Genomic DNA, 25,366 nt, shown 5'->3' on the forward strand with positions numbered 1-25,366 from the left:
CCGGGTTCTATCAACCCGCACAAAAAGTTCAAAGGCGAAGCTTACATTCTTACTAAAGAAGAAGGTGGCCGTCACACGCCGTTCTTTGCGAACTATCGTCCGCAGTTCTACTTCCGTACAACTGACGTAACTGGTTCTATCACTCTGCCGGAAGGCACAGAGATGGTTATGCCTGGCGATAACGTAGAGTTCGAAATCGAATTGCTGACACCGATCGCGATGGACGAAGGTCTTCGTTTCGCGATCCGTGAAGGTGGTCGTACAGTTGGTGCGGGCGTTGTGTCCAAGATCCTCGACTAATCGACCTTTTCGGTTAAACGAGAAAGCCTCCTACCTAAGGGTAGGGGGCTTTTTTGTTGGTCAAAGGTGACGCAGGATTCTTGTAAAGGCGACGGGGAAGGTGTTTTGGGTCGTCAATCTGCTTAAATGCTCTCGGACGGTGAAGCGAGAAACGGCAGAACTAAGCGGTCTTTAACGGAGCGTTAAAAAAGAGTCATTTTTCCCTTGCATCACATCGGCTGATCCCATATAAACCCGTCATTCGCTCTTTCACCCCATTTAAGGGGATGAGTACTTCGGCGTTCCATGTTCCCTTAAAAGAATAGGAAATTGTCGAGGTTTTTTTGTTGTCTGGTTTAGGTAATACACTCCTATGGAACACCAAAATATCCGCATTCGTCTGAAGGCATTCGATCATCGCGTACTGGATCAGTCCGCGAAAGAGATCGTAAACACTGCTAAACGGACTGGTGCACAGGTAAAGGGTCCAATCCCGTTACCTACTCGTATTGAGCGTTTCACAATTCTGCGTTCTCCTCACGTAAACAAGAAATCTCGTGAGCAGTTCGAAACGCGGACTCACAAACGTCTTTTAGACATCGTGGATCCGACGCCGCAGACTGTGGATGCGCTTATGAAGCTGGACCTCGCGTCCGGCGTTGATGTTGAAATTAAGCTTTAAAGGATTAGGGCAGATGCGATCTGGTCTCATCGCGCAAAAGTTGGGTATGACCCGTCTTTTTGCTGAAAACGGCAACCATGTTGGCGTCACAGTATTGAAGGTAGATACTCAAGTAGTAGCGCAGCGTACCGAAGACAAGGATGGCTACACGGCTGTGCAGCTCGGATTTGGTAGCGCCAAGGTCAAGAGCGTGAGCAAGCCCATGCGCGGGCACTTCGCCGCTAACAAGGTGGAGCCAAAAGCCAAATTGGCAGAATTCCGCGTGGAACCTGAAGGCCTTATTGAAGTCGGTGCAGAAATTTCTGCTGAGCACTTCGTGGTTGGTCAATTCGTCGACGTGACGGGTACATCAATCGGTAAAGGTTTTGCAGGGGCTATGAAGCGCCACAACTTTGGTGGTCTTCGTGCTTCTCACGGTGTGTCAATCTCACACCGTTCACATGGTTCCACCGGTCAATGTCAGGACCCAGGCCGAGTCTTCAAAGGTAAGAAGATGGCGGGCCATATGGGTGCTGCGCGTGTGACTGTTCAGAACCTCGAAATCGTCGCCACAGATGGCGAGCGTGGTCTTATCATGGTTAAGGGCGGTTTGCCCGGCTCCAAGGGTGGATACGTTTTGGTGAAAGATGCTGTAAAGCGTCCGGCACCTGAAGGTCTTCCATTCCCGGCTGCTGTGAAAGCTACGTCTGCTGCGGAAGCTCCGGCTGAAGCACCAGAGACGACTGAGGAATAAGTGGCATGAAGTGCGACGTAATTAGTCTTGAAAACAAGAAAGTCGGCGATATCGAGCTGGACGATGCCATTTTTGGTGTCGAGCCGCGCGCTGACATTCTTCATCGTGTGGTAAACTGGCAGTTGGCACGCCGCCAAGCTGGTACACACAAAGTTAAAACACGTGGTGAACTCGCCATCGTTAAAACAAAACCGTTCAAGCAAAAGGGTACCGGTAACGCTCGTCAGGGCTTTAAAGGTGTTACTCAGATGCGCGGCGGTGCGACTGTTCATGGTCCTGTTGTTCGTTCTTACGCACACAGCCTGAACAAAAAAGTTCGCAAACTCGGTCTGAAATGTGCTTTGTCTGCAAAAGTTGCTGACGGTGCGTTGATCGTTGTTGACGATGCGAAATTCGATACTGCGAAAACCAAAGATGCTGCACTGAAGCTTAAAGCTTTGGGTTGGACATCTGCCCTGGTGATCGACGGTACCGATGTTGACGCTAACTTCCAGAACGCAATTGCCAACATTCCTGGCATTGACGCTCTGCCGAGCCAAGGCGCCAACGTTTACGATATCCTTCGCGCTGACAAATTGGTTCTGACCAAGGGTGCAGTCGAAAAATTGGTGGAGCGCTTGTCATGACAAAATATCTAGCAAGCAAAATTACCGTTTCTAAAGAACGTGAGTTTGAATTGCTGCGTTCTCCGGTAATCACCGAGAAAGCGACGCTCTTGTCTGAGCACAACCAAGTTACGTTCCGCGTACCGATGGATGCCAATAAGGTTGAAGTCCGTAAAGCGGTAGAAAGCGTATTTGGTGTAAAGGTTACTGCGGTTAATACCATTATCACTAAAGGTAAAACCAAACGTTTCCGTGGCCGCGTTGGTCGTCGTGCCGATGTCAAAAAAGCAATCGTTACACTCGCTGAAGGCGAGTCTATCGACGTGACGACGGGGGTATAAACCATGGCTTTGAAAAAATTCAAACCAACGACTCCGGGCCAACGTAACTTGGTTCTGGTTGATCGTTCCGATCTCTACAAAGGTAAGCCAGTTAAGTCTTTGACTGAAGGCCTGCGTAAGACCGGTGGTCGTAACAACACAGGTCGTATTACATCCCGCCGTATTGGTGGGGGTCATAAGCGTCGTTATCGCTTTATCGACTTCAAACGTAATGCGAAATTTGATGTTCCAGCGACTGTTGAGCGTCTCGAGTACGATCCGAACCGTACAGCCTTTATCGCTCTTATTCGCTACGAAGACGGGGAACTGTCTTACATCCTAGCTCCGCAACGCCTGCAAGCTGGTGACACTGTTGTGTCTGGTCAGCGCGTTGACGTAAAACCTGGTAATGCTATGCCGTTGGCTAACATTCCAGTTGGTACCATTGTTCACAACGTCGAAATGAAGCCTGGTAAAGGTGGTCAGATCGCTCGTTCTGCTGGTACTTACGTTCAACTCGTTGGTAAAGACCAAGGGTACGCTCAGCTTCGTCTCGGCTCAGGTGAAGTTCGCCTGGTTCGTGGTGAGTGCATGGCAACTATCGGCGCTGTATCTAACGCGGATCAGCAAAACGTTAAGCTCGGCAAAGCCGGTCGTAAACGTTGGTTGGGCAAGCGCCCGTCTGTCCGTGGTGTGGCTATGAACCCTGTCGATCACCCGCATGGTGGTGGTGAGGGTCGTACTTCTGGTGGTCGTCATCCGGTGACGCCATGGGGTAAGCCGACCAAAGGTAAGCGCACTCGTAGCAACAAGAAGACGGACGCGTTGATTATGCGCAGCCGTCATAAGAAATAGGAGGCCGGCTCGTGGCTCGTTCCGTATGGAAAGGACCGTTTGTTGACGGCTATCTTCTCTCTAAAGCAGAGAAGGCACGTGAGTCCGGTCGCAATGATGTCATTAAGACATGGTCGCGTCGTTCCACTATTCTGCCGCAATTCGTAGGCCTCACATTTGGCGTCTACAACGGTAATAAATTTATCCCGGTATTGGTGACCGAAGATATGATTGGACACAAGTTTGGTGAATTCTCACCGACTCGTACCTATTATGGTCATGCTGCCGACAAAAAAGCCAAGAGGAAGTAAGTTATGGGTAAGAAAAAGGCAGATCGTCGCCTTGCCGATAACGAGGCAATGGCTCGCGCCAAAATGATCCGTGTCAGCCCACAAAAGCTGAACCTGGTCGCAGCCTCCATCCGTGGCAAAAGCGCTTCTGCAGCGGTTGCTGAATTGACATTTTCCAAGCGTCGCGTCGCTAAAGACGTGAAAGCGATTTTGGAATCTGCAATTGCCAACGCAGAAAACAATCACCAGCTTGACGTTGACAACTTGTTTGTCGCTGAAGCTTCAGTAGGTCGCGCTATGGTTATGAAACGCTGGCGTCCACGTGCTCGTGGTCGTGTTGGCAAGATCATGAAACCATGGAGCAACATGCGCATCATTCTTCGTGAACGTGAGGAGACAGCATAATGGGTCAGAAAGTAAACCCGATTGGGCTTCGCCTCGGGATCAACCGTACATGGGAATCCCGTTGGTACGCTGACAAAGGCGATTATGCTACGAAGCTTCACCAAGATTTGGAACTGCGCGAGTACATCAAAAAAGAACTCGCTCAGGCCGGTGTTGCTAAAGTCGTCATCGAACGTCCTGCTAAACGTGCGCGTATTACCATTCACACGGCTCGTCCGGGCGTGATCATTGGTAAAAAAGGTGCAGACATTGAGAAGCTTCGCCTGAAGCTTTCTAAAATGACTGGCAACGACGTTCGCTTGAATATCGTCGAAATCCGCAAGCCGGAACTGGACGCACAACTCGTAGCTGACGGCATTGCCCAGCAGCTTGAGCGTCGTGTTTCTTTCCGTCGTGCAATGAAGCGCTCTGTTCAATCAGCTATGCGTCTTGGCGCACTCGGTATTCGTATCAACTGCTCCGGCCGTTTGGGTGGTGCTGAGATCGCGCGTACTGAATGGTATCGTGAAGGTCGTGTTCCGCTGCACACACTTCGTGCACACGTGGATTACGGGACTTCTACAGGTCACACGACTTATGGTGCGTGTGGCGTGAAGGTCTGGATCTTCAAAGGCGAGATCATGGCACACGATCCGATGGCTGTTGAAAACCTTGCGTCTGATGCGCAAGCAACACGCTAAGGAGTAGATAGTCATGTTATTGCCAAAACGTACCAAGTTCCGCAAAATGCATAAAGGCCGTATCAAGGGCAATGCAAAAGGCGGTTCTTCATTGAACTTTGGAGCTTACGGCTTGAAGGCGTTGTCTCCAGAGCGCGTAACGTCTCGTCAAATCGAAGCGGCCCGTCGAGCCATGACCCGTCACATGAAACGTGCTGGTCGTGTCTGGATCCGCATCTTCCCTGACGTTCCTGTTTCCAAAAAACCTGCTGAAGTCCGTATGGGTAAAGGTAAAGGTTCTGTGGAATTCTGGGCGTGTAAAGTGAAGCCGGGTCGTATCATGTTTGAGATCGACGGTGTTCCGCAAGATGTTGCTCGTCGTGCCATGGAATTGGCCGCAGCAAAATTGCCGGTTCGCACACGCTTCGTAACCCGTCTGGGTGAAGGAGAATAAGAATGAACGCTGCAGAAATCCGTTCCAAAAGCTCTGACGAGCTGAAGGATGAGCTGCTGAAATTGCGTAAGGAAGCGTTTAACTTGCGCTTCCAGCAAGCCAGCGGTCAATTGGAAAACACAGCACGTGTCCGTCAAGTGCGTCGCGATATCGCGCGTATCAAGACGGTCATCGCAGAAAAAGCCTAAGGAGATTTTTTAATGCCTAAGCGTATACTCCAAGGCGTTGTTGTTAGCGACAAACAGGAAAAGACCGTTGTAGTGAAAGTTGAGCGCCGCTTTATGCACCCGCTCTACAAGAAATTCATTAAACGTTCTAAAAAGTATGCCGCGCACGACGAGAACAATCAGTTCAAAATTGGTGACCTGGTGAAAATTCAGGAAACTAAGCCGATTTCCAAGAATAAATCTTGGGAAGTACTGACAGAGGAAGCCTAAGCGGGCTTCCTCGCTGTCGTGACAGTGAGAAAATTTTTGATAAGTCTTGACTGTGGATGCTTAAACCATTAGGTATCCACACCTTGACTTCAAAAGTTTAACTTGAATGTCTTAAATGGGGGAGCATAAGTTTTTATGCTTCCTCGCTTTCGTGACCAGAATCTAGATTAAAGGATGATTCTATGATTCAGATGCAAACCAACCTGGAAGTGGCAGATAACTCTGGCGCACGCCGGGTGCAGTGCATCAAGGTTCTCGGTGGTTCAAAACGCCGGTGGGCTTCTGTAGGCGACGTTATCGTTGTCTCCGTTAAAGAAGCTATACCGCGCGGTCGTGTGAAAAAAGGTGACGTGCATCGCGCCGTTATCGTTCGCACTTCCAAGGACATCCGTCGCCCTGATGGCTCTGTAATCCGTTTCGATAAGAACGCTGCTGTTTTGATTAACAAAAACGGCGAACCTATCGGCACACGTATCTTCGGCCCGGTTACACGTGAACTTCGCGCTCGTAACTACATGAAGATTGTCTCCCTCGCTCCGGAGGTTCTCTAACATGGCTGCCAAGATTAAAAAGGGCGATAGCGTTATCGTTCTGACCGGTAAAGACAAGGGCAAGACTGGTGAAGTCCTCAGCGTTAAACCTGCTGAAGCCAAAGCTGTTGTTCAAGGCATCAATTTGGTTAAACGCCATACGAAGCCGACCCAATTCCAAGCCGGCGGTATCGTCGAAAAAGAAGCCGCAATTGCGATCTCTAACATCGCGGTTGTCGATCCTAAAGAAGGCAAAGCGACTCGCGTTGGCTTCAAAACTCTCGAAGACGGCAAGAAGGTTCGCTACGCGAAACTTTCTGGCGAAGTCATCGACAGCTAAGGGATAGGATCAAATGGCTCGTCTTAAAGAAGTATATAACTCTACCATCCGTCCTGCGATGCAAGAAGAATTCAGCTACGAGAATGAAATGCAAATTCCGAAGCTGGAAAAAATTGTGATCAACATGGGTGTTGGTGAAGCTGCGGCCGATAAGAAAAAAATCGATGCAGCGGTTTCTGAACTGGAAGCAATTACAGGTCAGAAAGCAGTTAAAACTAAAGCGAAAAAATCTATCGCGGGCTTCAAGCTTCGTGAAGAACAGATTGTCGGCTGTAAGGTTACGCTTCGTCGTACCCAAATGTTCGAATTTCTGGATCGCTTGGTGAACATTGCACTGCCGCGCGTTCGTGATTTTCGCGGTCTGAACGGCAAATCTTTCGATGGTCGTGGCAACTACGCCATGGGTATCAAAGAGCAAATCGTATTCCCGGAGATCGACTACGACCAAGTAGACGCGATCCGTGGTATGGACATCGTAATCTGCACAACGGCTAAAACGGATGAAGAAGCAAAATCTTTGCTTGCTAAGTTCGACCTGCCGTTCGCGAAGTAATCGATAGAAGGAAATTTAGTTATGGCTAAAGCAAGTGCTGTCGAAAAAAACAAACGTCGCGAGCGTAAGGTAGCCCAATACGCTAAAAAACGCGCAGAACTCAAAGCAATCATCAAGAACCGTGACCTGCCAGGCGAAGATCGTATGGCTGCACAGTTCAAGCTGAACGCTATGCCGCGCGATGCGTCTAAGAGCCGCATTCGTTTGCGTTGTGAAGTCACTGGTCGTCCCCGTGGTAACTACCGTAAGTTCAAGATGTGCCGGATTAAATTCCGCGACTTGGCTTCCATCGGTAGCCTGCCTGGCGTCGTCAAGTCGAGCTGGTAAGGAGATACGATAATGTCTATGTCAGATCCCTTAGGGGATATGCTGACCCGTATCCGTAACGGTCAACAAGCTAACAAAAGCGCAGTAAATGCGCCTGCGTCCAAGCTGCGTGCGAACGTTCTGGAAGTATTGAAACGGGAAGGTTACATTCGTGGTTTCGAAAAAGTTACTGGTGATTCAGGCTTTGACGAACTGCGTATTGAGCTGAAATACTTTGATGGCAAACCTGTCATCTCTAAAATCAAGCGTGTGTCTACACCGGGTCGCCGTGTGTATTCTGGCGTGAACGATTTGCCGAAGGTCTTTAACGGCCTGGGTATTTCTATTTTGACCACACCTCGCGGTGTCATGTCTGATGCAGAAGCTCGCGACGCCAATGTTGGCGGCGAAGTCCTCTGCACGGTATTCTAAGGGAGCATACAATGTCACGTATTGGTAAGCACCCTGTTGAAGTTCCTTCAGGCGTTACTGTTACCGTTAACGGTCAAGAAGTTATTGCCAAAGGTAAACTTGGCGAGTTGACATTCGTTGTAATGGATGAAGTTGTCGTCACTCTTGACGATGGTAAAGTCACAGTTGCACCGAAGAACGATACTCGTCGTGCCCGTCAAATGTGGGCGACAGCCCGCACACGTATCAACAATCTGGTCGTTGGTGTGAGCGAAGGTTACAAAAAAGAATTGGAAATCACAGGCGTTGGTTATCGTGCCGCCGTCAAGGGGTCCAATCTTGAATTGCAACTTGGTTTCTCCCATGACGTAATCGTGCCGATTCCGTCTGACCTGCAGATTGCTTGTCCTTCACAGACAGAGATCACGATCTCTGGCGCGGATAAACAGAAGGTCGGTCAGATCGCTGCTGAAATCCGTGATTTTCGTCCGCCTGAGCCTTATAAAGGTAAAGGTGTACGTTACAAGGGTGAGTACATCCTTCGTAAGGAAGGGAAGAAGAAGTAATGTTAAGTTCAAAACAACTTCAGGACCGTCGCGCTCGTCGTGTACGTTTCCAAATCCGCAAACGCGCTACTGGTCGTCCGCGTTTGTCGGTTTTCCGTTCCAGCAAGCACATTTATGCACAAGTCATCGATGACGCTAACGGTGTTACTTTGGTTGCTGCATCTTCCATCGAGAAGGATCTCAAAGGAAGCTTGAAAACTGGTGCTGACGTAGACGCCGCTGCCAAAGTAGGTGCTTTGGTTGCTGAGCGTGCTGTGAAAGCCGGTATCAAGGATGTCGTCTTCGATCGTGGTGGCTACCGCTATCATGGGCGTGTGAAAGCTTTGGCTGACGCAGCTCGTGAAGCTGGTCTGTCGTTCTAAAGGAAGAGTGAGATATGGCACGTAATCCAAAAGAAAACACTCGCGGTAAAGGCCGTGGCAAAGAGAAGGTACAGGAAGCTGATTCCGACCTGATCGATAAGCTCGTCGGCATTAACCGCGTCGCCAAGGTGGTCAAAGGTGGCCGTCGGTTCTCGTTTGCCGCTATGGTCGTTGTAGGTGACGGTCGTGGTCGTGTCGGTTTCGGCACGGGTAAGGCACGTGAAGTTCCGGAAGCCATCCGTAAGGCTACTGATCAAGCTAAACGTAACATGATCCGCGTTCCGCTTCGCGAAGGTCGTACGCTTCACCATGATGTGAAGGGTCACTACGGCGCAGGTAAAGTTATCCTGCGTGCTGCACCAGCAGGTACCGGCGTTATCGCTGGTGGCCCGATGCGTGCAGTCTTCGACGCAATGGGCGTACAAGACGTTGTTGCGAAGTCTCAGGGCACACAAAACCCGAACAACATGATTAAAGCGACTTTCGATGCGCTGCAGAATTCGTTCTCTCCGCGTTCCATCGCCTCCAAGCGTGGGAAGAAAGTTGGTGAAATCGTTGCACGTCGGGACTCAGGTGCGGCTGCTCAAGCTGCTGCAAAGGAGTAATGTGACATGGCTACGAAAAAAACCGTTAAAGTGCAACAGATCGGAAGCCCGATCGGTCGCAAAAAAGATCAGCGCGCAACTTTGGTTGGCCTGGGTTTGAACAAAATTAACCGTGTTTCTGAACTGGAAGATACTCCTTCTGTTCGTGGCATGATTAGTAAAGTTCAGCATCTCGTGCAGATCGTGGAGTAGGGTGTGGGTTTCCACACCTTCCTCTCTTTCGATTTTGTTCGAGAAACTTTAAAGGATTTGAAACATGAAACTCAATGAGCTTCGTGACAATGATGGCGCTAGAAAGTCTCGCATGCGCGTGGGCCGTGGTATGGCTTCAGGCAAAGGCAAGACTTCCGGTCGCGGTCAAAAAGGTCAAAAGGCCCGTAACACAGTTGCGGTTGGCTTTGAAGGCGGTCAAATGCCTTTGTATCGACGCCTGCCGAAGCGTGGCTTCACCAACAACTTCCGTCAGGAATTTGCTGTTGTGAACGTCGGACGCATTCAAAAAGCGATCGATGCTGGTAAAATCAATGCTGGTGAAACACTGAACGTTGATGCACTTAAGGCCGCTGGTCTGGTGAACGATGTTAAAGATGGCGTTCGTCTTCTTAATAAAGGTGAAATCACTACTAAGGTTACGGTTGAAGTCAATAGTGCTTCTTCTGCTGCTGTTGCGGCTGTCGAAAAGGCAGGCGGTTCAGTGACAGTTGACGCTGCTGAGTAAAACCTAAACTTCGATTTCGGACCAAAGTAAGTCCAGGGGACCGTTATGGCATCTGCCGCAGAACAATTAGCTTCTAACATGAACTTCGGTGCTCTCGCGAAAGCGGAAGAACTGAAAAAGCGTATCTGGTTCACGTTAGGGGCGTTGATCGTATATCGCATTGGCGCTTACATTCCTATTCCGGGTATTGACCCTGTTATTCTGCGTGATCTTTTCGCGCAGAATACCGGGGGCATCCTGGGGATGTTCGATATGTTTGCCGGTGGCGCATTGGGTCGTATGACCATTTTTGCGCTTAACATTATGCCCTACATTTCGGCTTCCATTATCATGCAGCTGGGGACGGCGATTTCGCCTTCACTGGAAGCGATGAAAAAGGAAGGTGAACAAGGGCGCAAGAAGATCACGCAATATACCCGTTATCTGACGGTTCTTATTGCAACCTTACAAGCTTACGGTATTGCCGTTGGTTTGGAGGGGATGTCCTCCAGTGCCGGAAGCGCTGTTATTGATCCGGGATACTTCTTCCGGGCCGCTACGGTGATTACGCTGGTCGGTGGTACGATCTTCCTGATGTGGCTGGGTGAGCAAATCACGGCTCGTGGTATCGGAAACGGAATTTCCCTCATCATCTTTGCAGGTATTGTGGCCAACTTGCCATCAGCACTTGCAGGGACACTGGAACTCGGTCGTACAGGCGCTTTGTCTGTTCTGTTGATCGTCTTCTTGCTGGTGATGAGTGTGGCTGTTATCATGTTCATCGTTTACGTTGAGCGTGCGCAGCGCAAAGTGGTTATTCAGTATCCGAAACGTCAGCGCGGTAACAAGGTATACGGGGGCGAAGCTTCCCATATGCCTCTGAAAATTAACACGTCCGGTGTTATTCCGCCGATCTTTGCCAGCTCTCTCTTGCTGTTGCCAACAACTGTGATCTCCATGACCGCAGGGCAGGGGCCAGAGTGGTTGCAAACCGTTGCAGCGTGGTTGGGTCGTGGTCAGCCTTTATATATCGGCTTGTACCTCAGCTTGATCGTATTCTTCGCATTCTTCTACACGTCGGTTGTTTTCAACCCACAAGAGACTGCGGAAAACCTGCGTAAGAATGGTGGATATGTTCCGGGGATTCGACCTGGTAAGAACACAGCCGCTTATCTGGATAAGATTACAACACGTTTGACAGTCATCGGTGCAGCTTATCTGTCTGCTGTCTGTCTACTGCCTGAACTGTTGATCTCGAAATGGCAAGTGCCGTTCTACTTCGGTGGGACAAGTTTGCTGATCGTCGTCACAGTAACCATGGATACGGTAGGTCAAGTGCATTCGCATCTTTTGGCTCACCAGTATGAAGGTCTGATTAAGAAGTCCAAACTTAGGGGGAAAAGAGGATGAAACTAATCTTGTTAGGGGCACCGGGTGCCGGTAAAGGGACCCAAGCCAAACGTCTTGAAGAAGCTTATGGTATTGTTCAGCTCTCAACAGGTGACATGCTGCGCGCGGAAGTCGCAAGCGGTAGTGACATCGGTAAAGAACTGAAAGCAGTGATGGAAGCAGGTAATCTGGTGACAGACGACCTTATCATCTCCATGATTGCAAGCCGAGTGGAGCAGGACGACTGCAAGAAAGGTTATATCCTCGACGGTTTCCCACGTACAACAGCCCAGGCTGAAGCTCTCGACAAAATGCTCGAGGACAAAGGCCAAAAGCTGGATGAAGTCATCGAGATGGTTGTCGACGAAGACGCACTTGTTGAGCGAATTACAGGTCGTTACACCTGCGCCGATTGCGGTCAAGGGTATCACGACTCGTTCCAGAAACCTGCGAAAGAAGGTGTCTGCGACAAGTGCGGTTCCGGCGAGTTTAGCCGTCGCGCTGATGATAACGAAGAAACTGTAAGATCCCGTTTGGTTTCTTATCGCGAACAAACAGCTCCGATTGCTGAACACTACAAAGCAAAAGGAATGTTGAAGACAGTCGATGGCATGGCTGACATTGACGAAGTAACAAACCAACTCAAGAAGATCTTGGGTTAGTATTTAGTTGAACTAAAGGGTTGACAGAATCTTAACGGTTTCTATAATCCCGGCCCTTGGCTCAGGGTAAGAGAATTTATCTTACCTTTATTAATTTAGGTGTGAGGAGAACCGCTTTGGCGCGTATTGCAGGTGTGAACATCCCGACTCAAAAACGAGTTGTGGTTGCACTTACATATATTCACGGAATTGGCCCGGCGAAGTCTCGCGAGATTTGCGAGAAAGTAGGCATTCCGTCTGAGAAGCGTGTAAACGAACTGTCTGATGAAGACGTAGTTAAAGTTCGTGAAACGATCGACAACGACTACACGGTAGAAGGTGACCTTCGTCGTGAAGTTGCTATGAACATTAAACGACTGCTGGACTTGAAAAGCTACCGCGGCCTACGTCACCGGAAAGGTCTTCCGGTTCGAGGTCAACGTACCAAGTGTAACGCTCGTACCCGCAAAGGACCTGCTCGTCCGATTGCTGGTAAGAAGAAATAATTCAGCTAGGACAGTTTAATTATGGCAAAAGCTACAGCACAACGTACCAAAAAACGTGAGCGTAAGAATATCGTTTCCGGTATTGCGCACGTTAACGCTACGTTTAACAACACAATCATCACCATTGCTGATGCACAAGGTAATGCAATTTCTTGGTCTTCTGCAGGTGCACAAGGTTTCAAAGGCTCTCGTAAGTCTACACCTTATGCTGCGCAGATTGCTGCTGAAGATGCAGGCAAAAAGGCGATGGAACACGGCATGAAAACTCTCGAAGTTTTGGTTAAAGGTCCAGGTTCTGGGCGTGAATCAGCTTTGCGTGCTTTGAACGCCGTAGGTTTCACAATTACTTCTATTAAAGATGTGACACCTATCCCGCACAACGGTTGCCGTCCGCGCAAACGTCGTCGCGTTTAATTTGCCTGTCCAACAGGTTCTTCTTATGCCAATAACCGGTACCGATTTTGGGGTATCGGTTTTTGGCTTAGATGGGCCTCCGTTCGGATTCGCTGTTTTTTTTATACTTGTGTGAGGTCAGGGTTGTGATTCAAAAGAATTGGCAAGAACTCATCAAACCGTCCAAGTTAGAAGTGAAGTCCGGTGAAGATAATGGTCGTACGGCTGTTATTGTCGCTGAACCGCTTGAACGTGGTTTCGGTCTGACTCTTGGTAACGCCATCCGTCGTGTGTTGCTGTCATCGCTGCAAGGTGCAGCAGTAACCGCTATCCAAATTGATGGTGTTTTGCACGAGTTTTCGTCTGTACCGGGTGTCCGTGAAGACGTAACTGATATTGTTCTTAACGTTAAGAACATTGCGCTACGCTGTGAAAGCGAAGGCGTAAAGAAGATGCATCTTGAGGCAACTGGTCCAGGCGCAGTGACTGCAGGCATGATTGATTGCCCCGCTGATCTGGAAGTCATGGACCCGGATCTTGTGATCTGCCATCTGGATGCCGATGCCAAGCTGAGCATTGAATTCACTGTTGACACGGGTAAGGGCTATGTCCCGGCTGTTCAAAACCGTCAGGAAGATTCTCCGATCGGTTTGATCCCTGTTGATGCGATCTTCTCTCCGGTGAAGAAAGTGTCTTACAAGGTGGACAACACACGTGTTGGCCGCGTTACCGACTATGATAAGCTGTCTTTGACAGTGACCACAGACGGTTCCGTGACCCCGGAAGACGCTGTTGCGTTGGCAGGTCGTATCCTGCAAGACCAACTGCAACTCTTCATTAACTTCGAAGAGCCTGAAGTGGCTCTGCCGGAGAAGAAAGAAGATGACCTTCCGTTCAACAAGAACCTCCTGCGTAAAGTGGACGAGCTGGAACTTTCCGTTCGTTCTGCAAACTGTCTCAAGAACGACAACATTATCTACATTGGTGATCTGGTTCAGAAAACCGAAGCTGAAATGTTGCGTACGCCGAACTTCGGTCGTAAGTCCCTGAACGAGATCAAAGAAGTGCTCTCTGGTATGGAACTTTCACTGGGTATGGATGTGGACGGTTGGCCGCCGGAAAATATCGAAGATTTGGCAAAGCGTCTCGAAGATCCTTTCTAATCTGAAAGTCGCGTTACTTGCCCGGATCAATGTGATCCATCCTTTTCGTGCCTACCCTTTCTTTTGGATTGAAGGAAGGGTGCGGCGAGAAGATTTACTTATCGCTTCCGCTACTGGCGGAACGAGATAAATAGGAGATACCGTCATGCGTCACCGTTTAGCTGGTCGCAAACTTAACCGTACTAAATCACACCGCCGCGCTTTGTTTGCGAACATGGCGGTTGCTCTGTTGACACACGAGCAAATCAAAACCACTTTGCCAAAAGCCAAGGATCTTCGTCGCATCGCTGACAAGATGATCACACTCGGCAAACGTGGCGATCTGCACGCACGTCGTCAAGCTTTGGCTGAACTGCGCGATGAAGCAGCAGTTAAGAAACTGTTTGAAGTTCTGGGTCCGCGTTACGCAGACCGTCCGGGTGGTTACACTCGCGTTCTTAAAGCTGGTTTCCGTCATGGCGACGCCGCTCCGATGGCTGTCATCGAGCTGGTAGAGCGCGATGTTGATGCCAAAGGTGCTGCAGATAAAGCTCGCGTTGAAGCAGAACGTGAAGCTGCTGAAGCAATGGAAAGCGCTGCTGTATAAGCAGGTTTCCTCACCGAATAAAAAGGCGACTACTTTCGGGTAGTCGCCTTTTTTGTGTCTAATGACTAGGGGTTAGGGCTGGGGGGTACAGCATTTTTGGTAAGCGGCGGGCGTGAGACGGTAGGCACGCTTAAACCAACGACCCAAATGACTTTGGTCGGAGAAACAGAGGCTATGGGCAACAGCATTTGCGCTGCGACCTTGGGCAAGGAGTGTACGGGCGCGGGCAAGGCGTGTGCGCACCAAATATAGGTGAGGTGTCACGCCAAAAGCGGTTTTAAAAGCCCGATTGATTTGAAAACGGTCATAGCCGAATTCGTCTGCAATATCCTGCACCACAATATCCGTTTCCAAGTGGTCATTTAAATAGTCACGGATCCGGTAGGCAAGGTGATGGCCGTTTGGAGCGTAGCGCTTTTGGCGCCAGGCCATGTGATGCGTCAAATTATGGATCATATGATCCAGGCACCCTTCTTGAACGATTTTTGGGTCCCCGAGATGTTTGGCGAGAAAGGCGGAGGAGGTGGCCGCAGCTAAGCGCTTGTCGGTGGAGAGGGTGCGGCTGAAGGTGAGCTCGAAATGGTCGGGCCTGGCCTCAAATAGCTGTGATATTTGGTGTGTGAGCCAGTCTTTGGGGATATAGAGGCTGCGATAGGTGAAACCTTCTTCACAGGGCGCGCGGCCATCGTGCAGGTCGCCCGGTTCCAGCAAAAAGCATCCGCCTTGTAGGGAGGTATGGGTTTGATGGCGGCAATCAAATTGCTGCACGCCGGTTTCTGTAAATCCGATGACATATGTTTCATGCCAATGCGGATCGTAAGCTCGCCCTTTAAAGTGGGCGTGCTGGGTTTCGATACCGGTCTCAGAATCGTGCTTGAGCTGTAGCCAGTTTTGGTGAGTTGGTGCAGTCATTCACCTATCAAATGACGTTTTTTAGAGGAAGTCTAGAAGATTTGTGAACTTTCTTTGATAGCCAATGTGCTGAAAGTTGGCGACAGTGTGGGACTATGTTGGAAATGGAGAATGAAATGTTTGCTGAAAAAACAAACCTGCTGAATGAAGCCGAGAGTTTGGCCGATTACTGGTCACCGCGCGTTGTGGGAGAGGTTAATGATCAATATGTGAAGGTCGCCAAGCTGAAAGGGGAATTTGTTTGGCATCAACATGACGAAGAAGACGAGCTGTTTTACATTTTACGCGGAACGTTGGAGATGGCTTATCGTGATAAAACCGTGGTCCTGCGCGAAGGGGATATGCATGTGGTTGCCCGCGGGGTGCAACATAATCCGCGCGCCGAGGACGAGTGCCTGATTGCCCTGATCGAAACCAAGACCACCCTACATACCGGGGATGTGGTGACAGAAAAAACGCGGAGTCTGGATGAGCAATTGACAGGTTAGCGACATAGGGGGAGGGGACGTCTAATCTGAATTGGACGCCCCCCCTTCAAAATGATATGAACAAGACTATATATTTTACCCCCTTTATAAAAATAGTTTGCGAGTTCAGATCATATGTTCCTTAGAGTTTTGGTTGCTGCCGCGTTAATCTCAACATCGGTGCAGGCCGATATCAAAACCGTACCGTCGTCGCAGGCGGAAATAAAGCTGTCTTACGCGCCTTTGGTGAAAGAGGCCGCACCCGCGGTGGTTAATATTTATACGTCCAAGACTGTGCGAACACGCAGTATTTCCCCACTTTTTAATGATCCGTTCTTCCGTCGCTTCTTTGGCGATGCGTTTCGCGGAGTCCCGCAAGGGGGAGAGAAAAAACGGGTCCAAAATTCCCTTGGTTCGGGTGTGATTGTTAAGGGCAACGGGGTTGTTATTACCAACCATCATGTGATCGAAGGCGCAGATGACATTAAAGTTGTCCTGAATGACCGACGGGAGTTTGAAGCCAAATTGTTGGGGTCTGACGAGCGCACGGACCTTGCGATCCTTCAAATCGATACGGAAGGTGCGATCTTGCCATCCTTGAGCCTTGGGGATTCCGATGAGGTGGAGGTCGGTGATCTGGTGCTGGCAATCGGGAACCCGTTCGGGGTGGGACAAACCGTGACCAGTGGCATCGTGTCCGCGCTTGCGCGTACACAGGTCGGGATCACCGATTATAGCTTTTTCATCCAGACTGATGCTGCGATTAACCCCGGTAACTCGGGTGGGGCGTTGGTGGATATGCATGGCAACCTGATCGGGGTGAACTCGGCGATTTATTCTAAAGGGGGCGGGTCCAACGGGATCGGCTTTGCCATTCCGGCGAATATGGTCAAGTCCGTTCTATCCGGTGTCAGCCAAAGTGGGAAAGTTGTGCGCCCGTGGTTGGGGGCAAGTGGCAAGGCTATGACGCAGGATCTGGCCTCCAGCTTCAAGATGAAACGACCGACGGGGGTGTTGATTGAAATGATCTACCCTGATGGTCCGGCAGATCAGGCTGGTCTTCAACGCGGCGATATCATTTTGAAGATGGACGGCTACGAGATCAACGACCCGCAAGCCCTTCGCTTCCGTCTGGCGACCAAGCCGCTGGGGGAAAAGATGGTGATGGACGTGTTACGTCGTGGCAAAAATGTCAATGTTGATTTTATCGCAACGGCGCCGTTTGAAAAGCCTGCACGGGAAGAAACCAAGCTGAATGGCTTCCATCCGTTCGACGGTTCCGTGATCGTTAACCTGTCGCCAGCTTATAATGATGAACAAGGCTGGGATACCATGTTGCGTGGGGTGGCAATTGAAAAAATCCGTCGTGGAAGTACAGCCCATCGTTTGGGTTTTAGACCGGGCGATGTGATTACCGGGGTAAATGGGATCGAGGTCGCCTCTGTCCGTGATCTGCTGCGTGTCCTGAATGATTATAAGGGGTACAAAGGCGACTGGCGCATCGGTATTGTGCGTAATGGTAAACGACAAGAGTTAAGATTCCGCGGATGAGTTCCCTTTTTGAAGATCAGGCGCCACGCCCCCTTGCAGACAGTTTGCGCCCTCATAGTCTGAGCGAGGTGATCGGTCAGGATCATTTACTGGCCGAAGATTGTCCCATCGGGCGAATGGTCAAAAACGGCGGGCGCTTGACTTCCATGATCCTGTGGGGACCACCGGGGTGTGGCAAGACGACCATTGCCCGCTTGCTTGCGGATCAGACGGATTTGTACTTTGAACCTTTGTCGGCGATTTTCTCCGGTGTTGCGGACTTGAAGAAGGTCTTTAAGGATGCGAAGGCCAGACGGGAAGGCGGGCAGGGGACCTTGTTGTTTATCGACGAGATCCACCGCTTTAACCGTGCCCAACAGGATGGCTTTTTGCCGTTTGTGGAAGATGGCACCGTGGTCCTTGTCGGCGCGACCACCGAAAATCCCTCCTTTGAGCTAAACGCCGCGTTAATGTCGCGCTGTCGGGTGATGGTGCTCAACCGGTTATCGGATGAGGCATTGGACGGTTTGCTTGGTCGTGCTGAAGCGTTGAAGCAGCGGCCCTTACCGGTGGATACGGATGCACGCGCAGCCCTGCGCGCCATGGCGGACGGGGACGGACGTTATCTGCTGAATATGGTGGAAGCTGTCTATGAAATCCCGGACGGGCAGGTGTTGGATAGCGCAAGCCTAAGTCAGGTCGTTCAAAAACGCATGCCGCTCTATGATAAATCGCAAGAAGGGCACTATAACCTGATCTCGGCTTTTCAGAAATCCCTGCGCGGCAGTGATGCGGATGCGGCGCTTTATTGGTTTGCCCGCATGCTAGATGGTGGGGAAGACCCGAAATATATCGCCAGACGGTTGTTGATCACGTCTGTGGAAGATGTGGGCACGGCTGATCCGAATGCCATGACACAAGCATTACAGGCCTGGGAAAGTTATGAGCGTTTGGGCAGTCCGCAAGGGGAATATGCCTTGGCACAAGCCGTGGTCTATGTGGCAACGGCGCCTAAGTCCAACGCGTCTTACATGGCTTATAAAGCGGCGCGCGATGCGGCAAAACGCACAGGTTCGGTGATGCCGCCGAAACATATTTTAAATGCCCCGACCAAGATGATGAAAGACATCGGCTATGGTGAGGGCTATCAGTATGATCATGATGCTGAGGACGGCTTTTCCGGTCAGGATTTCTTCCCCGAAGAATTGGGGCGGGTGCCGTTTTACCAACCCAAAGAGCGTGGGTTTGAACGTGAACTGTCCAAACGCCAAGCTTATTGGGCCAAATTGCGTAAAGAGAAAAACGGTTAGTTTTTCGCGTCTTTGATCATTTCTTTCAGTTCGCGTAGCTCGTCACGCAGATTAACAATTTCGATACGCAGGTTTTCACGCTCGCCATGGGCTGTGGCTTCAGCTTCGCTGGCTTCGGCACTATGTTGGCTTTGCATGGCATCCACGATCACACCGATAAACAGGTTGATGACTGCAAAGCTGGTGATCAAGATGAAGGGGACAAAGAACATCCAGGCTTCTGGGTGGACGTCCATCACCGGGCGCACAATGCCCATAGACCAGCTTTCCAGTGTCATGATCTGGAACAGGGTATACATGGAGGAGCCAATATCGCCAAACCATTGAGAGAAGGTTTGTGAATAGAAATTGGTTGCAAGGACGGCGGAGACATAAAAGATCAGGGTAATCAAGCCGATGATCGAGAACATGCCCGGAATGGCGGTGATCAAAGCCTGAATAACCGAGCGCATTTGGGGAACCACGGACATCAGGCGTAAGACCCGCAAAATCCGCAAGGAACGCAGGACTGACAAGCTGCCGGATGCGGGAACAAGCGCAATACCGACGATCAGGAAATCAAAGATATTCCAGCCATCTTTAAAAAAGCCAAAGCCGCGCCCGTAGAGTTTCAGGAGAATTTCTACGACGAAAATGCCGAGGGCCAACTTGTCCAGAGTAAGCAGGACCGGACCATAGCTATCCATTAGGGAAGTGGAGGTTTCCAGCCCCAGTGTGATTGCATTGATGATAATAACGGCGGTGATGAAGTATTGGACGTTGCGGCTTTCAATCCATGTCAGAAGAGACGTGCGCAGGCTCATGTTGTGGTTTCCAAAAGAAGAGTGAATATCTAGAAGTAATAGTCTTATCGGGGCATTTCTTCAAGGTGTTCCGAGAGGTGATGTTTATCCGTGTTGCCTCTTGATTTGACGATCATCAATCCAAAGATGAAAAAGGAAGGACCGTATACCTTTTGTGATAATATAGAAGAGGCCACGAATGCAGAGACGCTGGAGTATTTTGTTTTTTCTGATCCTTTTCACACTCCCTCAGATTGGATACAGTCGGGAGAAAGTCAGGGTTGTGAGTTTGGAATGGCCGCCATATACGGGGGAGCGGTTGCCAGAACAGGGGACTTCTATCAAACTCATTCGACAGGCTTTTGACGCGGCGGGCTTAGAGCTGGAGATAACATTTGAGCCGTGGAACCGGGCCTTGTTTTCTTTTCACTCCGGTGAGTTTGATGCGGTCGCACCAGTCTATTCAAGCCGGGGAAAGGAAAGTTCTTGTTTGATTTCCAAGCCTTTTCAGGTCAGTCCCCTTGGATTTATCGTTTTAAAACCAAACGAATATAAGTGGTCTAAGCTCGAGGATCTGGCAGAATTTCATATTGGCATCGTAAATGGGTATTCCAATACGTGGGCGTTTGATGAGTTGGTTGCGCGTAAAGTGTTGACGGTCGACGTTGCAAATGATGATCGGACGAATATTTTAAAGGTTGCCTGGATGCGTATACCGCTGGCGATTATGGACCGGAATGTTTTTCAATATCTGATGGCGCATGACAAGCGTTTAAAATCAGCGGCGAATGACGTGGGCTTCAATCCGCAAATTTTAGGAGAACAAGAATTGTTCCTGTGCTTTCAACCGACACAAAAAGGGGCTCGGTTAAAGGCGTTGTTTGACGAACAGGTAACAAAACTCTTTAAGTAAGTGAGTGTTTAAGAGTAAATTCATCAGCATGTCAGTTACAACACTCATATATGTCGCCTTGGGCGGCGCAATCGGGGCGGTTGGGCGTTTTGCCATTGTCTCGGCGATTGGGCATTGGACTCATATTGTGGGGTCCGGTTTTCCTTTAGGGACCATGGTGGTGAATATTGTGGGCTCTTTCATGCTTGGCGTGCTGGTGGAATTATCGGCGCTGACATGGTCGCCCAGTCCGGAAATTCGGGTCATGTTGGTTGTTGGGATGTTGGGGGCGTTTACGACCTTTTCGACCTTCTCTCTGGATATTGTGACCTTGGGGACACGGGGAGAATGGGTGCAGTTAGCCTTTTATATGGGGTTATCTGTTGCATTGTCGGTCGTGGCACTCTATATGGGCATGCAATCCATCAAAGCTATCTTGCCATAAGGAACAAGCGCTATGTCCGCTGTGAAAAATATTACCGTCAGCACCGAGGATGATGATATCCGTTTGGACCGTTGGTTTAAACGCCATTATCCCGAACTGTCTTACGGGCGTCTGGAAAAGTTGCTGCGTAAAGGACAAGTGCGTTTGGATGGCAAGCGGGTTAAGTCCAAGGATCGCATTGCTGCCGGACAGGTTGTGCGTGTTCCACCGTTTGGTGATGATGGCGGCATACGCCCGATTGAGAAAAAAGAAGATGAGCATTTGAGCGAGTATGAGATTGAGGAAGTACGTTCCTGGGTTCTCTATCGTGATGAGGATGTTATTGTCATCAATAAGCCTGCGGGCCTGCCCACACAGGGCGGCACGGGCATCAAACGTCATCTTGACGGATTGCTGCACGCTTTGAAATTTGAAAAGACAGAAAAGCCAAAACTGTGCCATCGACTGGATAAAGATACATCCGGTGTTCTTTTGTTAGCACGTAGCGCAAATGTTGCCGCGCAGATGACCAAGGCGTTTAAGACCAAAGCAGCGCGCAAGCTGTATTGGGCGCTGACCGTCAAAGTTCCCAGCCCGAAAGACGGTAAAGTCTTTCAGCCGATCGCCAAACACCGCGGCTATAATGGGGAACGTATGGTGATTGATGCCGATGAAGGGCAGGATGCGCGTTCTCTGTATCGCACGATTGAAAGCACGGGTAATGTGGCTGCCTGGGTTGCCCTAGAACCACGCACGGGTCGTACCCACCAATTGCGCGTTCATTGTGCGTATCTTAAAACCCCTATTCAGGGGGATGGCAAGTATGGTGGACAGGAAGCGTATCTGACGGGGGATGGCGTGTCTAAAAAGATGCACCTGCACGCGCGTCGTCTTCAAATCCCTTCACCGGATGGGGTTGGTGTCATTGACGTCACCGCCCCGATGCCGGATCATATGCTCAAGTCTTGGGACTTCTTTGGTTTTGACGTGGATCAGGAAGATGCGGACGAGCTGTTTGATCTGACACAAAAAGTCACGGCGACCTACAAACGTCACGACTAAGGTTCAGGCGTAAATATCTAAACGATTTTGACTGAGGAGTGTATCGGCATAGGGGATTGCCCCCGGTGCGGTGTAATTCGCCCTCAGTTTCTCTTCCAGCAGGGCAGAGACACTGTTGGGGTCGCTATTGTCTGTTGTGCGGGTTTTATCCTGGCTGGCATCATAAGTCTGCACAGACCTTTCCCCGCCATCGGCATAGCTGGTTGTTGTCGTCACCCAGCCGCGTTGGGAGACACTGGTTGTAACCTCCACCACTTCCGAACTGACTTGTGCCGTTGTGCTGTCTTCGATGGTCCTATTGCCGCCTTGAGGGGCCGCGCGTGGGGCATTAATCTCTTGTTCAACTTCGTCGAGGGCGGTTCGCAGGCTGTTGGCTTCCCGTTCTGTCAGCAGGCCGCGTTGGACGTCGGTTGAGATTTGATCATCAATGGCTTGTCGAATACGGACAGGGTCGGCAAGGGCGGGATCGCCCGCGCGAACTGGTGCGGCCGTTCTCTCTAGGCTGCGGGTCTGATTTGGCGACAGGGACAATCGATCCGCCCTCGATAAAAGGGGGGATTGCGGTGTGCTAAACAGGGTGGTGCCTATCGCGTCGAGTGCCATAACCCTAACAAGACCTATTCCATCATTAAACTTGTAAAACCCGTTGGGCCTTACGTTTGTTCGGATATCCCGTTACCAAGATTCTTCTTGAATAGACTTTGGGGGTAAACGCCCGTTTCTACGGCGTGCTCACGATTATACCGTTTTTTCCTGAAAAAATCCAGTGGGCAGCGTTTCTGTCCGCTCCGTCACGGTGACACTGTCGACTTTTGCTGCGCTTGGACCATCCCAGCAGCGTTTGGTCAATTCGTCCACATTACCTGCTTGACCGCTGACAAGGGCTTCGACGCTACCATCAAGGCGATTGCGGACCCATCCGTTGAGGCCAAGACTTTCTGCTGTCTCGCGGGTCCATGCACGATACCAGACGCCCTGAACGCGCCCAGTGATTTTTAGATGTACTGTTTTCATAAAAAAAAGTGGGGTTCCTGTTGAAAGAACCCCACTTTAATGATGATAATCGCTGTCGATCAAGCTCTGTTTTGCATAAAGTTGGCAAACTTCTTATCGGTTGATCCGATATGTTTTTGCCACAGGCTGGCCAACAGGCCGATCAGTTCAACAGAAGCATATTCGCTGGGGGCACTGATGTAATCTTCGTAAGATTTTTCAACGCGTTTGACGAATTCTGCATGTTCTACCTTATGGGCGTCAAGGTCGGGATAGTTGACCCCCGCCATCACTTGTTCTTCTTCTGCAAAATGCTGGACGGTATAGTCTTTCAGCTCTCGATACATGCCCGATACGACATCAGATTCCTTGCTGCCTTTGATCGCTGTGTAGAGAGAGTTGATCCGTTGCAGCATTTCTTTGTGATCGGCATCGACCCTTTCGTTGCCGCAGGACAATTCGTCGGACCATGAGAACAGGGTTTGTTCGTCCACATCTTCCAACTGAACCTGCTTGAGGAAGCGAGAGACTTGCTCGCGCAGGGTATTAGATTCAGTTTCAAGGTTGTCGGACGTTTGCAGCAGAACTTTTGCAGACTGATCCACAGACTCAGCAGATCGTTGCACCTGAAGGATAGAGTTTGAAACCTCCTGTGTACCCGCAGAAGCCTGATCCACGTTCATGGCAATTTCCTGCGTTGCTGCGCCTTGTTGCTCAACGGCTGACGCAATCATGGAGGAAATATGGTTGATCTCCCCAATGACGCCGGTGATGGAGTGAATGGCCTCGACCGAGCGATCCGTGGAGCCTTGAATCTCAGAGATTTGCTTGGTGATATCTTCTGTGGCGCGGGTTGTCTGGTTGGCGAGGTTTTTCACTTCACTTGCAACAACCGCAAACCCTTTCCCAGCTTCACCTGCACGCGCGGCCTCGATGGTTGCGTTGAGGGCCAGCAGGTTGGTTTTTTCTGCGATATCGCTGATCAGGTTCACAATTTCACCAATTTGCGAGACGGATGCCGCCAGTTCGCCCATCTGTGTAGAGGTCGTCTGGGACTGTTCCACCGCGCGGTTGGTGACTTGGGACGCCTGATTAACCTGACGGCTAATCTCCCCGATGGAGCTGGAGAGTTCTTCTGCCGCAGCCGCAACGGTTTGGACGTTGGATGTATCTTCTTCCGCTGCACTGGCAACAGTGGTGGCCTGAAGTTTGGTTTCTTCAGATTGGCTGGATACATCGTTGGAGGCGGTGCGCACAGATGAATCTGCCGCGTTTAAGCCGTCCAGAACATTGATCATGGTGACTTCAAATTCGCGAATATAGCTGTTGATCAGTTCGCGTTGTTGATCCTTGATTTCCTGATCGCGTTTTTGTGCGCGGGTCAGTTCTTCCGTTTTGATCATGTTTTCTTTAAAGATCTGGACCGCACTTGCCATAGAGCCGATTTCATCGCCCCGGCCTTGTCCGGCAATTTCTGTCTTTAAATCCCCAGAGGCGAGTGACGACATGTTGTTTGTCATGGTCAGCAGCGGAACTGAGATATCGCGACCAATAAAGAAGGACACAACAAAAACGACAAAAATCACCAAGGCGACAACAGCGCCCAGAACAAGAATTTGATTGAAGAACGCTGTATCGACGTCATCAATATAAATGCCTGATCCGATGGCCCATTGCCAAGGTGCATAGCCTTTGACAAAGGAGATCTTTTGAACGGGTTTGTCAAAGCCTGCTTTGGGCCAGTGATAACCGACAAAGCCTTCTCCTGTTTTCCCGGCTTCTGCGAGAAGCTTGAACAAGGGAACACCATTCGGGTCCGTAGTACTGGAAAGATCTTTGCCATTCAGTTGAGGTTGGATGGGATGCATCAATGTGATCGCATCAAAATCGATGATAAACAGGTATTCTTCCCCGTCGTAACGCATCGCTTCTAACGATTGCATCGCTAGTTTTTTTGCTTCCTCGACAGGAAGTTGGCCTTGTTCAGCCCGTTTGGCAAGGTCTTCAACGACACTGTAGGCCGTTTCGACGATGTGTTTGGTTTTGATTTCCCGGTCTTCCATCATAGCTGAGCGGAATTGTTGCAGACTGATGCCGACAAGCACGATAATCCCTGCAAATGCCACGACCGAGAGCATCAGAATTTTTTTAGATATTGATATATTGTGTAGTGACATACTTTTTATTCCCCCTCCATATGCCTTAGGCAGATACCTAACATGAATTACGCCTGTTGCCATACGAGTAA

Annotated in this window: 39 protein-coding genes; 34 read left to right on the forward strand and 5 right to left on the reverse strand. The window is 50.1% G+C overall.

The window, feature by feature from the left end; all coding sequences use genetic code 11:
* From Q397_RS21210 to rplQ, 28 genes are all read left to right on the forward strand, one after another.
* On the forward strand, positions 1 to 300 hold a 300-nt coding region (locus Q397_RS21210), incomplete at its 5' end, for an EF-Tu C-terminal domain-related protein (RefSeq protein WP_038012901.1).
* Between the two features lie 352 nt (positions 301 to 652).
* Positions 653 to 961, forward strand: a complete 309-nt coding sequence (gene rpsJ / locus Q397_RS0105115; protein WP_028878479.1) for a 30S ribosomal protein S10 — start codon at positions 653 to 655, stop codon at positions 959 to 961.
* Positions 962 to 974: 13 nt separating this feature from the next.
* Positions 975 to 1,694, forward strand: a complete 720-nt coding sequence (gene rplC / locus Q397_RS0105120) for a 50S ribosomal protein L3 (RefSeq protein WP_028878480.1) — start codon at positions 975 to 977, stop codon at positions 1,692 to 1,694.
* A 5-nt stretch (positions 1,695 to 1,699) separates the two neighbouring features.
* A complete protein-coding gene (rplD, locus tag Q397_RS0105125) occupies positions 1,700 to 2,320 on the forward strand; it encodes a 50S ribosomal protein L4 (protein WP_028878481.1) in 621 nt (206 codons plus the stop codon).
* Positions 2,317 to 2,640 (forward strand): 50S ribosomal protein L23, encoded by a 324-nt coding sequence (locus Q397_RS0105130; RefSeq protein ID WP_028878482.1) that lies wholly within the window; start codon positions 2,317 to 2,319, stop codon positions 2,638 to 2,640. Before rplD ends, Q397_RS0105130 begins: the two co-directional genes overlap by 4 nt.
* A gap of 3 nt (positions 2,641 to 2,643) precedes the next feature.
* Positions 2,644 to 3,474: a 50S ribosomal protein L2 gene (gene rplB, locus Q397_RS0105135; protein WP_028878483.1), complete on the forward strand. Its 831-nt coding sequence runs from the start codon at positions 2,644 to 2,646 to the stop codon at positions 3,472 to 3,474.
* An 11-nt stretch (positions 3,475 to 3,485) separates the two neighbouring features.
* The gene (gene rpsS, locus Q397_RS0105140) at positions 3,486 to 3,764 is read left to right on the forward strand and encodes a 30S ribosomal protein S19 (protein WP_028878484.1); all 279 of its coding nucleotides are present in this window, start codon (positions 3,486 to 3,488) and stop codon (positions 3,762 to 3,764) included.
* 3 nt (positions 3,765 to 3,767) lie between these two features.
* Positions 3,768 to 4,148 (forward strand): 50S ribosomal protein L22, encoded by a 381-nt coding sequence (gene rplV / locus Q397_RS0105145; protein ID WP_038012902.1) that lies wholly within the window; start codon positions 3,768 to 3,770, stop codon positions 4,146 to 4,148.
* On the forward strand, positions 4,148 to 4,828 hold the full coding sequence (gene rpsC, locus Q397_RS0105150) for a 30S ribosomal protein S3 (protein ID WP_028878486.1): 681 nt from the start codon (positions 4,148 to 4,150) through the stop codon (positions 4,826 to 4,828). The genes rplV and rpsC overlap by 1 nt, the downstream gene beginning before the upstream one ends.
* A gap of 13 nt (positions 4,829 to 4,841) precedes the next feature.
* Positions 4,842 to 5,261 carry a 50S ribosomal protein L16 gene (rplP, locus tag Q397_RS0105155; RefSeq protein ID WP_028878487.1) on the forward strand — a complete coding sequence of 140 codons (420 nt, stop codon included), beginning with the start codon at positions 4,842 to 4,844 and terminating at the stop codon, positions 5,259 to 5,261.
* Positions 5,262 to 5,263: 2 nt separating this feature from the next.
* On the forward strand, positions 5,264 to 5,449 hold the full coding sequence (gene rpmC / locus Q397_RS0105160; protein ID WP_028878488.1) for a 50S ribosomal protein L29: 186 nt from the start codon (positions 5,264 to 5,266) through the stop codon (positions 5,447 to 5,449).
* Between the two features lie 12 nt (positions 5,450 to 5,461).
* Complete coding sequence (gene rpsQ, locus Q397_RS0105165; protein ID WP_028878489.1) at positions 5,462 to 5,698, forward strand: 30S ribosomal protein S17; 237 nt, start codon at positions 5,462 to 5,464, stop codon at positions 5,696 to 5,698.
* A 182-nt stretch (positions 5,699 to 5,880) separates the two neighbouring features.
* Positions 5,881 to 6,249, forward strand: a complete 369-nt coding sequence (rplN, locus tag Q397_RS0105170; protein ID WP_028878490.1) for a 50S ribosomal protein L14 — start codon at positions 5,881 to 5,883, stop codon at positions 6,247 to 6,249.
* Position 6,250: 1 nt separating this feature from the next.
* Positions 6,251 to 6,568, forward strand: coding sequence for a 50S ribosomal protein L24 (rplX, locus tag Q397_RS0105175; protein WP_028878491.1), 318 nt, complete (start codon positions 6,251 to 6,253; stop codon positions 6,566 to 6,568).
* A 13-nt stretch (positions 6,569 to 6,581) separates the two neighbouring features.
* Entirely contained in the window at positions 6,582 to 7,121 is a 540-nt protein-coding gene (rplE, locus tag Q397_RS0105180; RefSeq protein WP_028878492.1) for a 50S ribosomal protein L5, read from the forward strand.
* A gap of 21 nt (positions 7,122 to 7,142) precedes the next feature.
* A complete protein-coding gene (gene rpsN, locus Q397_RS0105185) occupies positions 7,143 to 7,448 on the forward strand; it encodes a 30S ribosomal protein S14 (protein ID WP_028878493.1) in 306 nt (101 codons plus the stop codon).
* Between the two features lie 12 nt (positions 7,449 to 7,460).
* A complete protein-coding gene (gene rpsH / locus Q397_RS0105190; protein WP_028878494.1) occupies positions 7,461 to 7,859 on the forward strand; it encodes a 30S ribosomal protein S8 in 399 nt (132 codons plus the stop codon).
* Between the two features lie 11 nt (positions 7,860 to 7,870).
* Positions 7,871 to 8,404, forward strand: coding sequence for a 50S ribosomal protein L6 (gene rplF, locus Q397_RS0105195; protein WP_028878495.1), 534 nt, complete (start codon positions 7,871 to 7,873; stop codon positions 8,402 to 8,404).
* Complete coding sequence (gene rplR / locus Q397_RS0105200; protein ID WP_028878496.1) at positions 8,404 to 8,766, forward strand: 50S ribosomal protein L18; 363 nt, start codon at positions 8,404 to 8,406, stop codon at positions 8,764 to 8,766. Before rplF ends, rplR begins: the two co-directional genes overlap by 1 nt.
* A gap of 14 nt (positions 8,767 to 8,780) precedes the next feature.
* Complete coding sequence (rpsE, locus tag Q397_RS0105205; protein WP_038012903.1) at positions 8,781 to 9,371, forward strand: 30S ribosomal protein S5; 591 nt, start codon at positions 8,781 to 8,783, stop codon at positions 9,369 to 9,371.
* 6 nt (positions 9,372 to 9,377) lie between these two features.
* Entirely contained in the window at positions 9,378 to 9,563 is a 186-nt protein-coding gene (gene rpmD, locus Q397_RS0105210; protein WP_028878498.1) for a 50S ribosomal protein L30, read from the forward strand.
* A gap of 64 nt (positions 9,564 to 9,627) precedes the next feature.
* Complete coding sequence (gene rplO, locus Q397_RS0105215) at positions 9,628 to 10,089, forward strand: 50S ribosomal protein L15 (protein WP_028878499.1); 462 nt, start codon at positions 9,628 to 9,630, stop codon at positions 10,087 to 10,089.
* Positions 10,090 to 10,134: 45 nt separating this feature from the next.
* Positions 10,135 to 11,478 (forward strand): preprotein translocase subunit SecY, encoded by a 1,344-nt coding sequence (secY, locus tag Q397_RS0105220; RefSeq protein ID WP_028878500.1) that lies wholly within the window; start codon positions 10,135 to 10,137, stop codon positions 11,476 to 11,478.
* Positions 11,475 to 12,119, forward strand: a complete 645-nt coding sequence (locus Q397_RS0105225; RefSeq protein ID WP_028878501.1) for an adenylate kinase — start codon at positions 11,475 to 11,477, stop codon at positions 12,117 to 12,119. Before secY ends, Q397_RS0105225 begins: the two co-directional genes overlap by 4 nt.
* 116 nt (positions 12,120 to 12,235) lie before the next feature.
* Positions 12,236 to 12,604 carry a 30S ribosomal protein S13 gene (gene rpsM, locus Q397_RS0105230; RefSeq protein WP_028878502.1) on the forward strand — a complete coding sequence of 123 codons (369 nt, stop codon included), beginning with the start codon at positions 12,236 to 12,238 and terminating at the stop codon, positions 12,602 to 12,604.
* 21 nt (positions 12,605 to 12,625) lie between these two features.
* On the forward strand, positions 12,626 to 13,018 hold the full coding sequence (gene rpsK, locus Q397_RS0105235; protein ID WP_028878503.1) for a 30S ribosomal protein S11: 393 nt from the start codon (positions 12,626 to 12,628) through the stop codon (positions 13,016 to 13,018).
* A gap of 125 nt (positions 13,019 to 13,143) precedes the next feature.
* On the forward strand, positions 13,144 to 14,160 hold the full coding sequence (locus Q397_RS0105240; protein ID WP_028878504.1) for a DNA-directed RNA polymerase subunit alpha: 1,017 nt from the start codon (positions 13,144 to 13,146) through the stop codon (positions 14,158 to 14,160).
* 145 nt (positions 14,161 to 14,305) lie between these two features.
* Entirely contained in the window at positions 14,306 to 14,746 is a 441-nt protein-coding gene (rplQ, locus tag Q397_RS0105245) for a 50S ribosomal protein L17 (protein WP_028878505.1), read from the forward strand.
* Positions 14,747 to 14,818: 72 nt separating this feature from the next.
* Here the strand turns inward: rplQ and Q397_RS0105250 are convergent, their stop codons facing one another.
* Positions 14,819 to 15,658: an AraC family transcriptional regulator gene (locus Q397_RS0105250; protein WP_028878506.1), complete on the reverse strand. Its 840-nt coding sequence runs from the start codon at positions 15,656 to 15,658 to the stop codon at positions 14,819 to 14,821.
* Positions 15,659 to 15,774: 116 nt separating this feature from the next.
* On the opposite strand from Q397_RS0105250, the gene Q397_RS0105255 reads away from it, so the two are divergent.
* The 3 genes from Q397_RS0105255 to Q397_RS0105265 all read left to right on the forward strand — a co-directional run bounded on the left by Q397_RS0105255 (position 15,775) and on the right by Q397_RS0105265 (position 18,965).
* Complete coding sequence (locus Q397_RS0105255; protein WP_028878507.1) at positions 15,775 to 16,146, forward strand: cupin domain-containing protein; 372 nt, start codon at positions 15,775 to 15,777, stop codon at positions 16,144 to 16,146.
* Positions 16,147 to 16,260: 114 nt separating this feature from the next.
* Positions 16,261 to 17,676: a DegQ family serine endoprotease gene (locus Q397_RS0105260; protein ID WP_028878508.1), complete on the forward strand. Its 1,416-nt coding sequence runs from the start codon at positions 16,261 to 16,263 to the stop codon at positions 17,674 to 17,676.
* Complete coding sequence (locus tag Q397_RS0105265) at positions 17,673 to 18,965, forward strand: replication-associated recombination protein A (protein WP_028878509.1); 1,293 nt, start codon at positions 17,673 to 17,675, stop codon at positions 18,963 to 18,965. Before Q397_RS0105260 ends, Q397_RS0105265 begins: the two co-directional genes overlap by 4 nt.
* Here Q397_RS0105265 and Q397_RS0105270 read toward each other — a convergent pair.
* Entirely contained in the window at positions 18,962 to 19,768 is an 807-nt protein-coding gene (locus Q397_RS0105270; protein ID WP_028878510.1) for an ion transporter, read from the reverse strand. The two genes, Q397_RS0105265 and Q397_RS0105270, sit on opposite strands and share 4 nt — an antisense overlap.
* Before the next feature lie 199 nt (positions 19,769 to 19,967).
* Here Q397_RS0105270 and Q397_RS21215 point away from each other — a divergent pair, with 199 nt between their 5' ends.
* Genes Q397_RS21215 through Q397_RS21220 form a run of 3 tightly spaced genes read left to right on the forward strand, consistent with a single transcriptional unit; the run spans position 19,968 to position 22,125 of the window.
* Positions 19,968 to 20,660, forward strand: coding sequence for a substrate-binding periplasmic protein (locus Q397_RS21215; protein WP_169737974.1), 693 nt, complete (start codon positions 19,968 to 19,970; stop codon positions 20,658 to 20,660).
* A 28-nt stretch (positions 20,661 to 20,688) separates the two neighbouring features.
* The gene (locus tag Q397_RS0105280) at positions 20,689 to 21,084 is read left to right on the forward strand and encodes a fluoride efflux transporter FluC (RefSeq protein ID WP_028878511.1); all 396 of its coding nucleotides are present in this window, start codon (positions 20,689 to 20,691) and stop codon (positions 21,082 to 21,084) included.
* Positions 21,085 to 21,096: 12 nt separating this feature from the next.
* Complete coding sequence (locus Q397_RS21220) at positions 21,097 to 22,125, forward strand: RluA family pseudouridine synthase (protein ID WP_051609738.1); 1,029 nt, start codon at positions 21,097 to 21,099, stop codon at positions 22,123 to 22,125.
* Between the two features lie 3 nt (positions 22,126 to 22,128).
* Here the strand turns inward: Q397_RS21220 and Q397_RS0105290 are convergent, their stop codons facing one another.
* From Q397_RS0105290 to Q397_RS21225, 3 genes are all read right to left on the reverse strand, one after another.
* Complete coding sequence (locus Q397_RS0105290) at positions 22,129 to 22,728, reverse strand: hypothetical protein (protein WP_028878512.1); 600 nt, start codon at positions 22,726 to 22,728, stop codon at positions 22,129 to 22,131.
* Between the two features lie 135 nt (positions 22,729 to 22,863).
* Positions 22,864 to 23,139 carry an acylphosphatase gene (locus tag Q397_RS0105295; protein WP_028878513.1) on the reverse strand — a complete coding sequence of 92 codons (276 nt, stop codon included), beginning with the start codon at positions 23,137 to 23,139 and terminating at the stop codon, positions 22,864 to 22,866.
* A gap of 59 nt (positions 23,140 to 23,198) precedes the next feature.
* The gene (locus Q397_RS21225) at positions 23,199 to 25,295 is read right to left on the reverse strand and encodes a bacteriohemerythrin (protein ID WP_169737975.1); all 2,097 of its coding nucleotides are present in this window, start codon (positions 25,293 to 25,295) and stop codon (positions 23,199 to 23,201) included.
* Between the last annotated feature and the right edge of the window lie 71 nt (positions 25,296 to 25,366).

The organism is Terasakiella pusilla DSM 6293 (assembly GCF_000688235.1).
GTDB classification, from domain to species: Bacteria; Pseudomonadota; Alphaproteobacteria; order Rhodospirillales; family Terasakiellaceae; genus Terasakiella; species Terasakiella pusilla.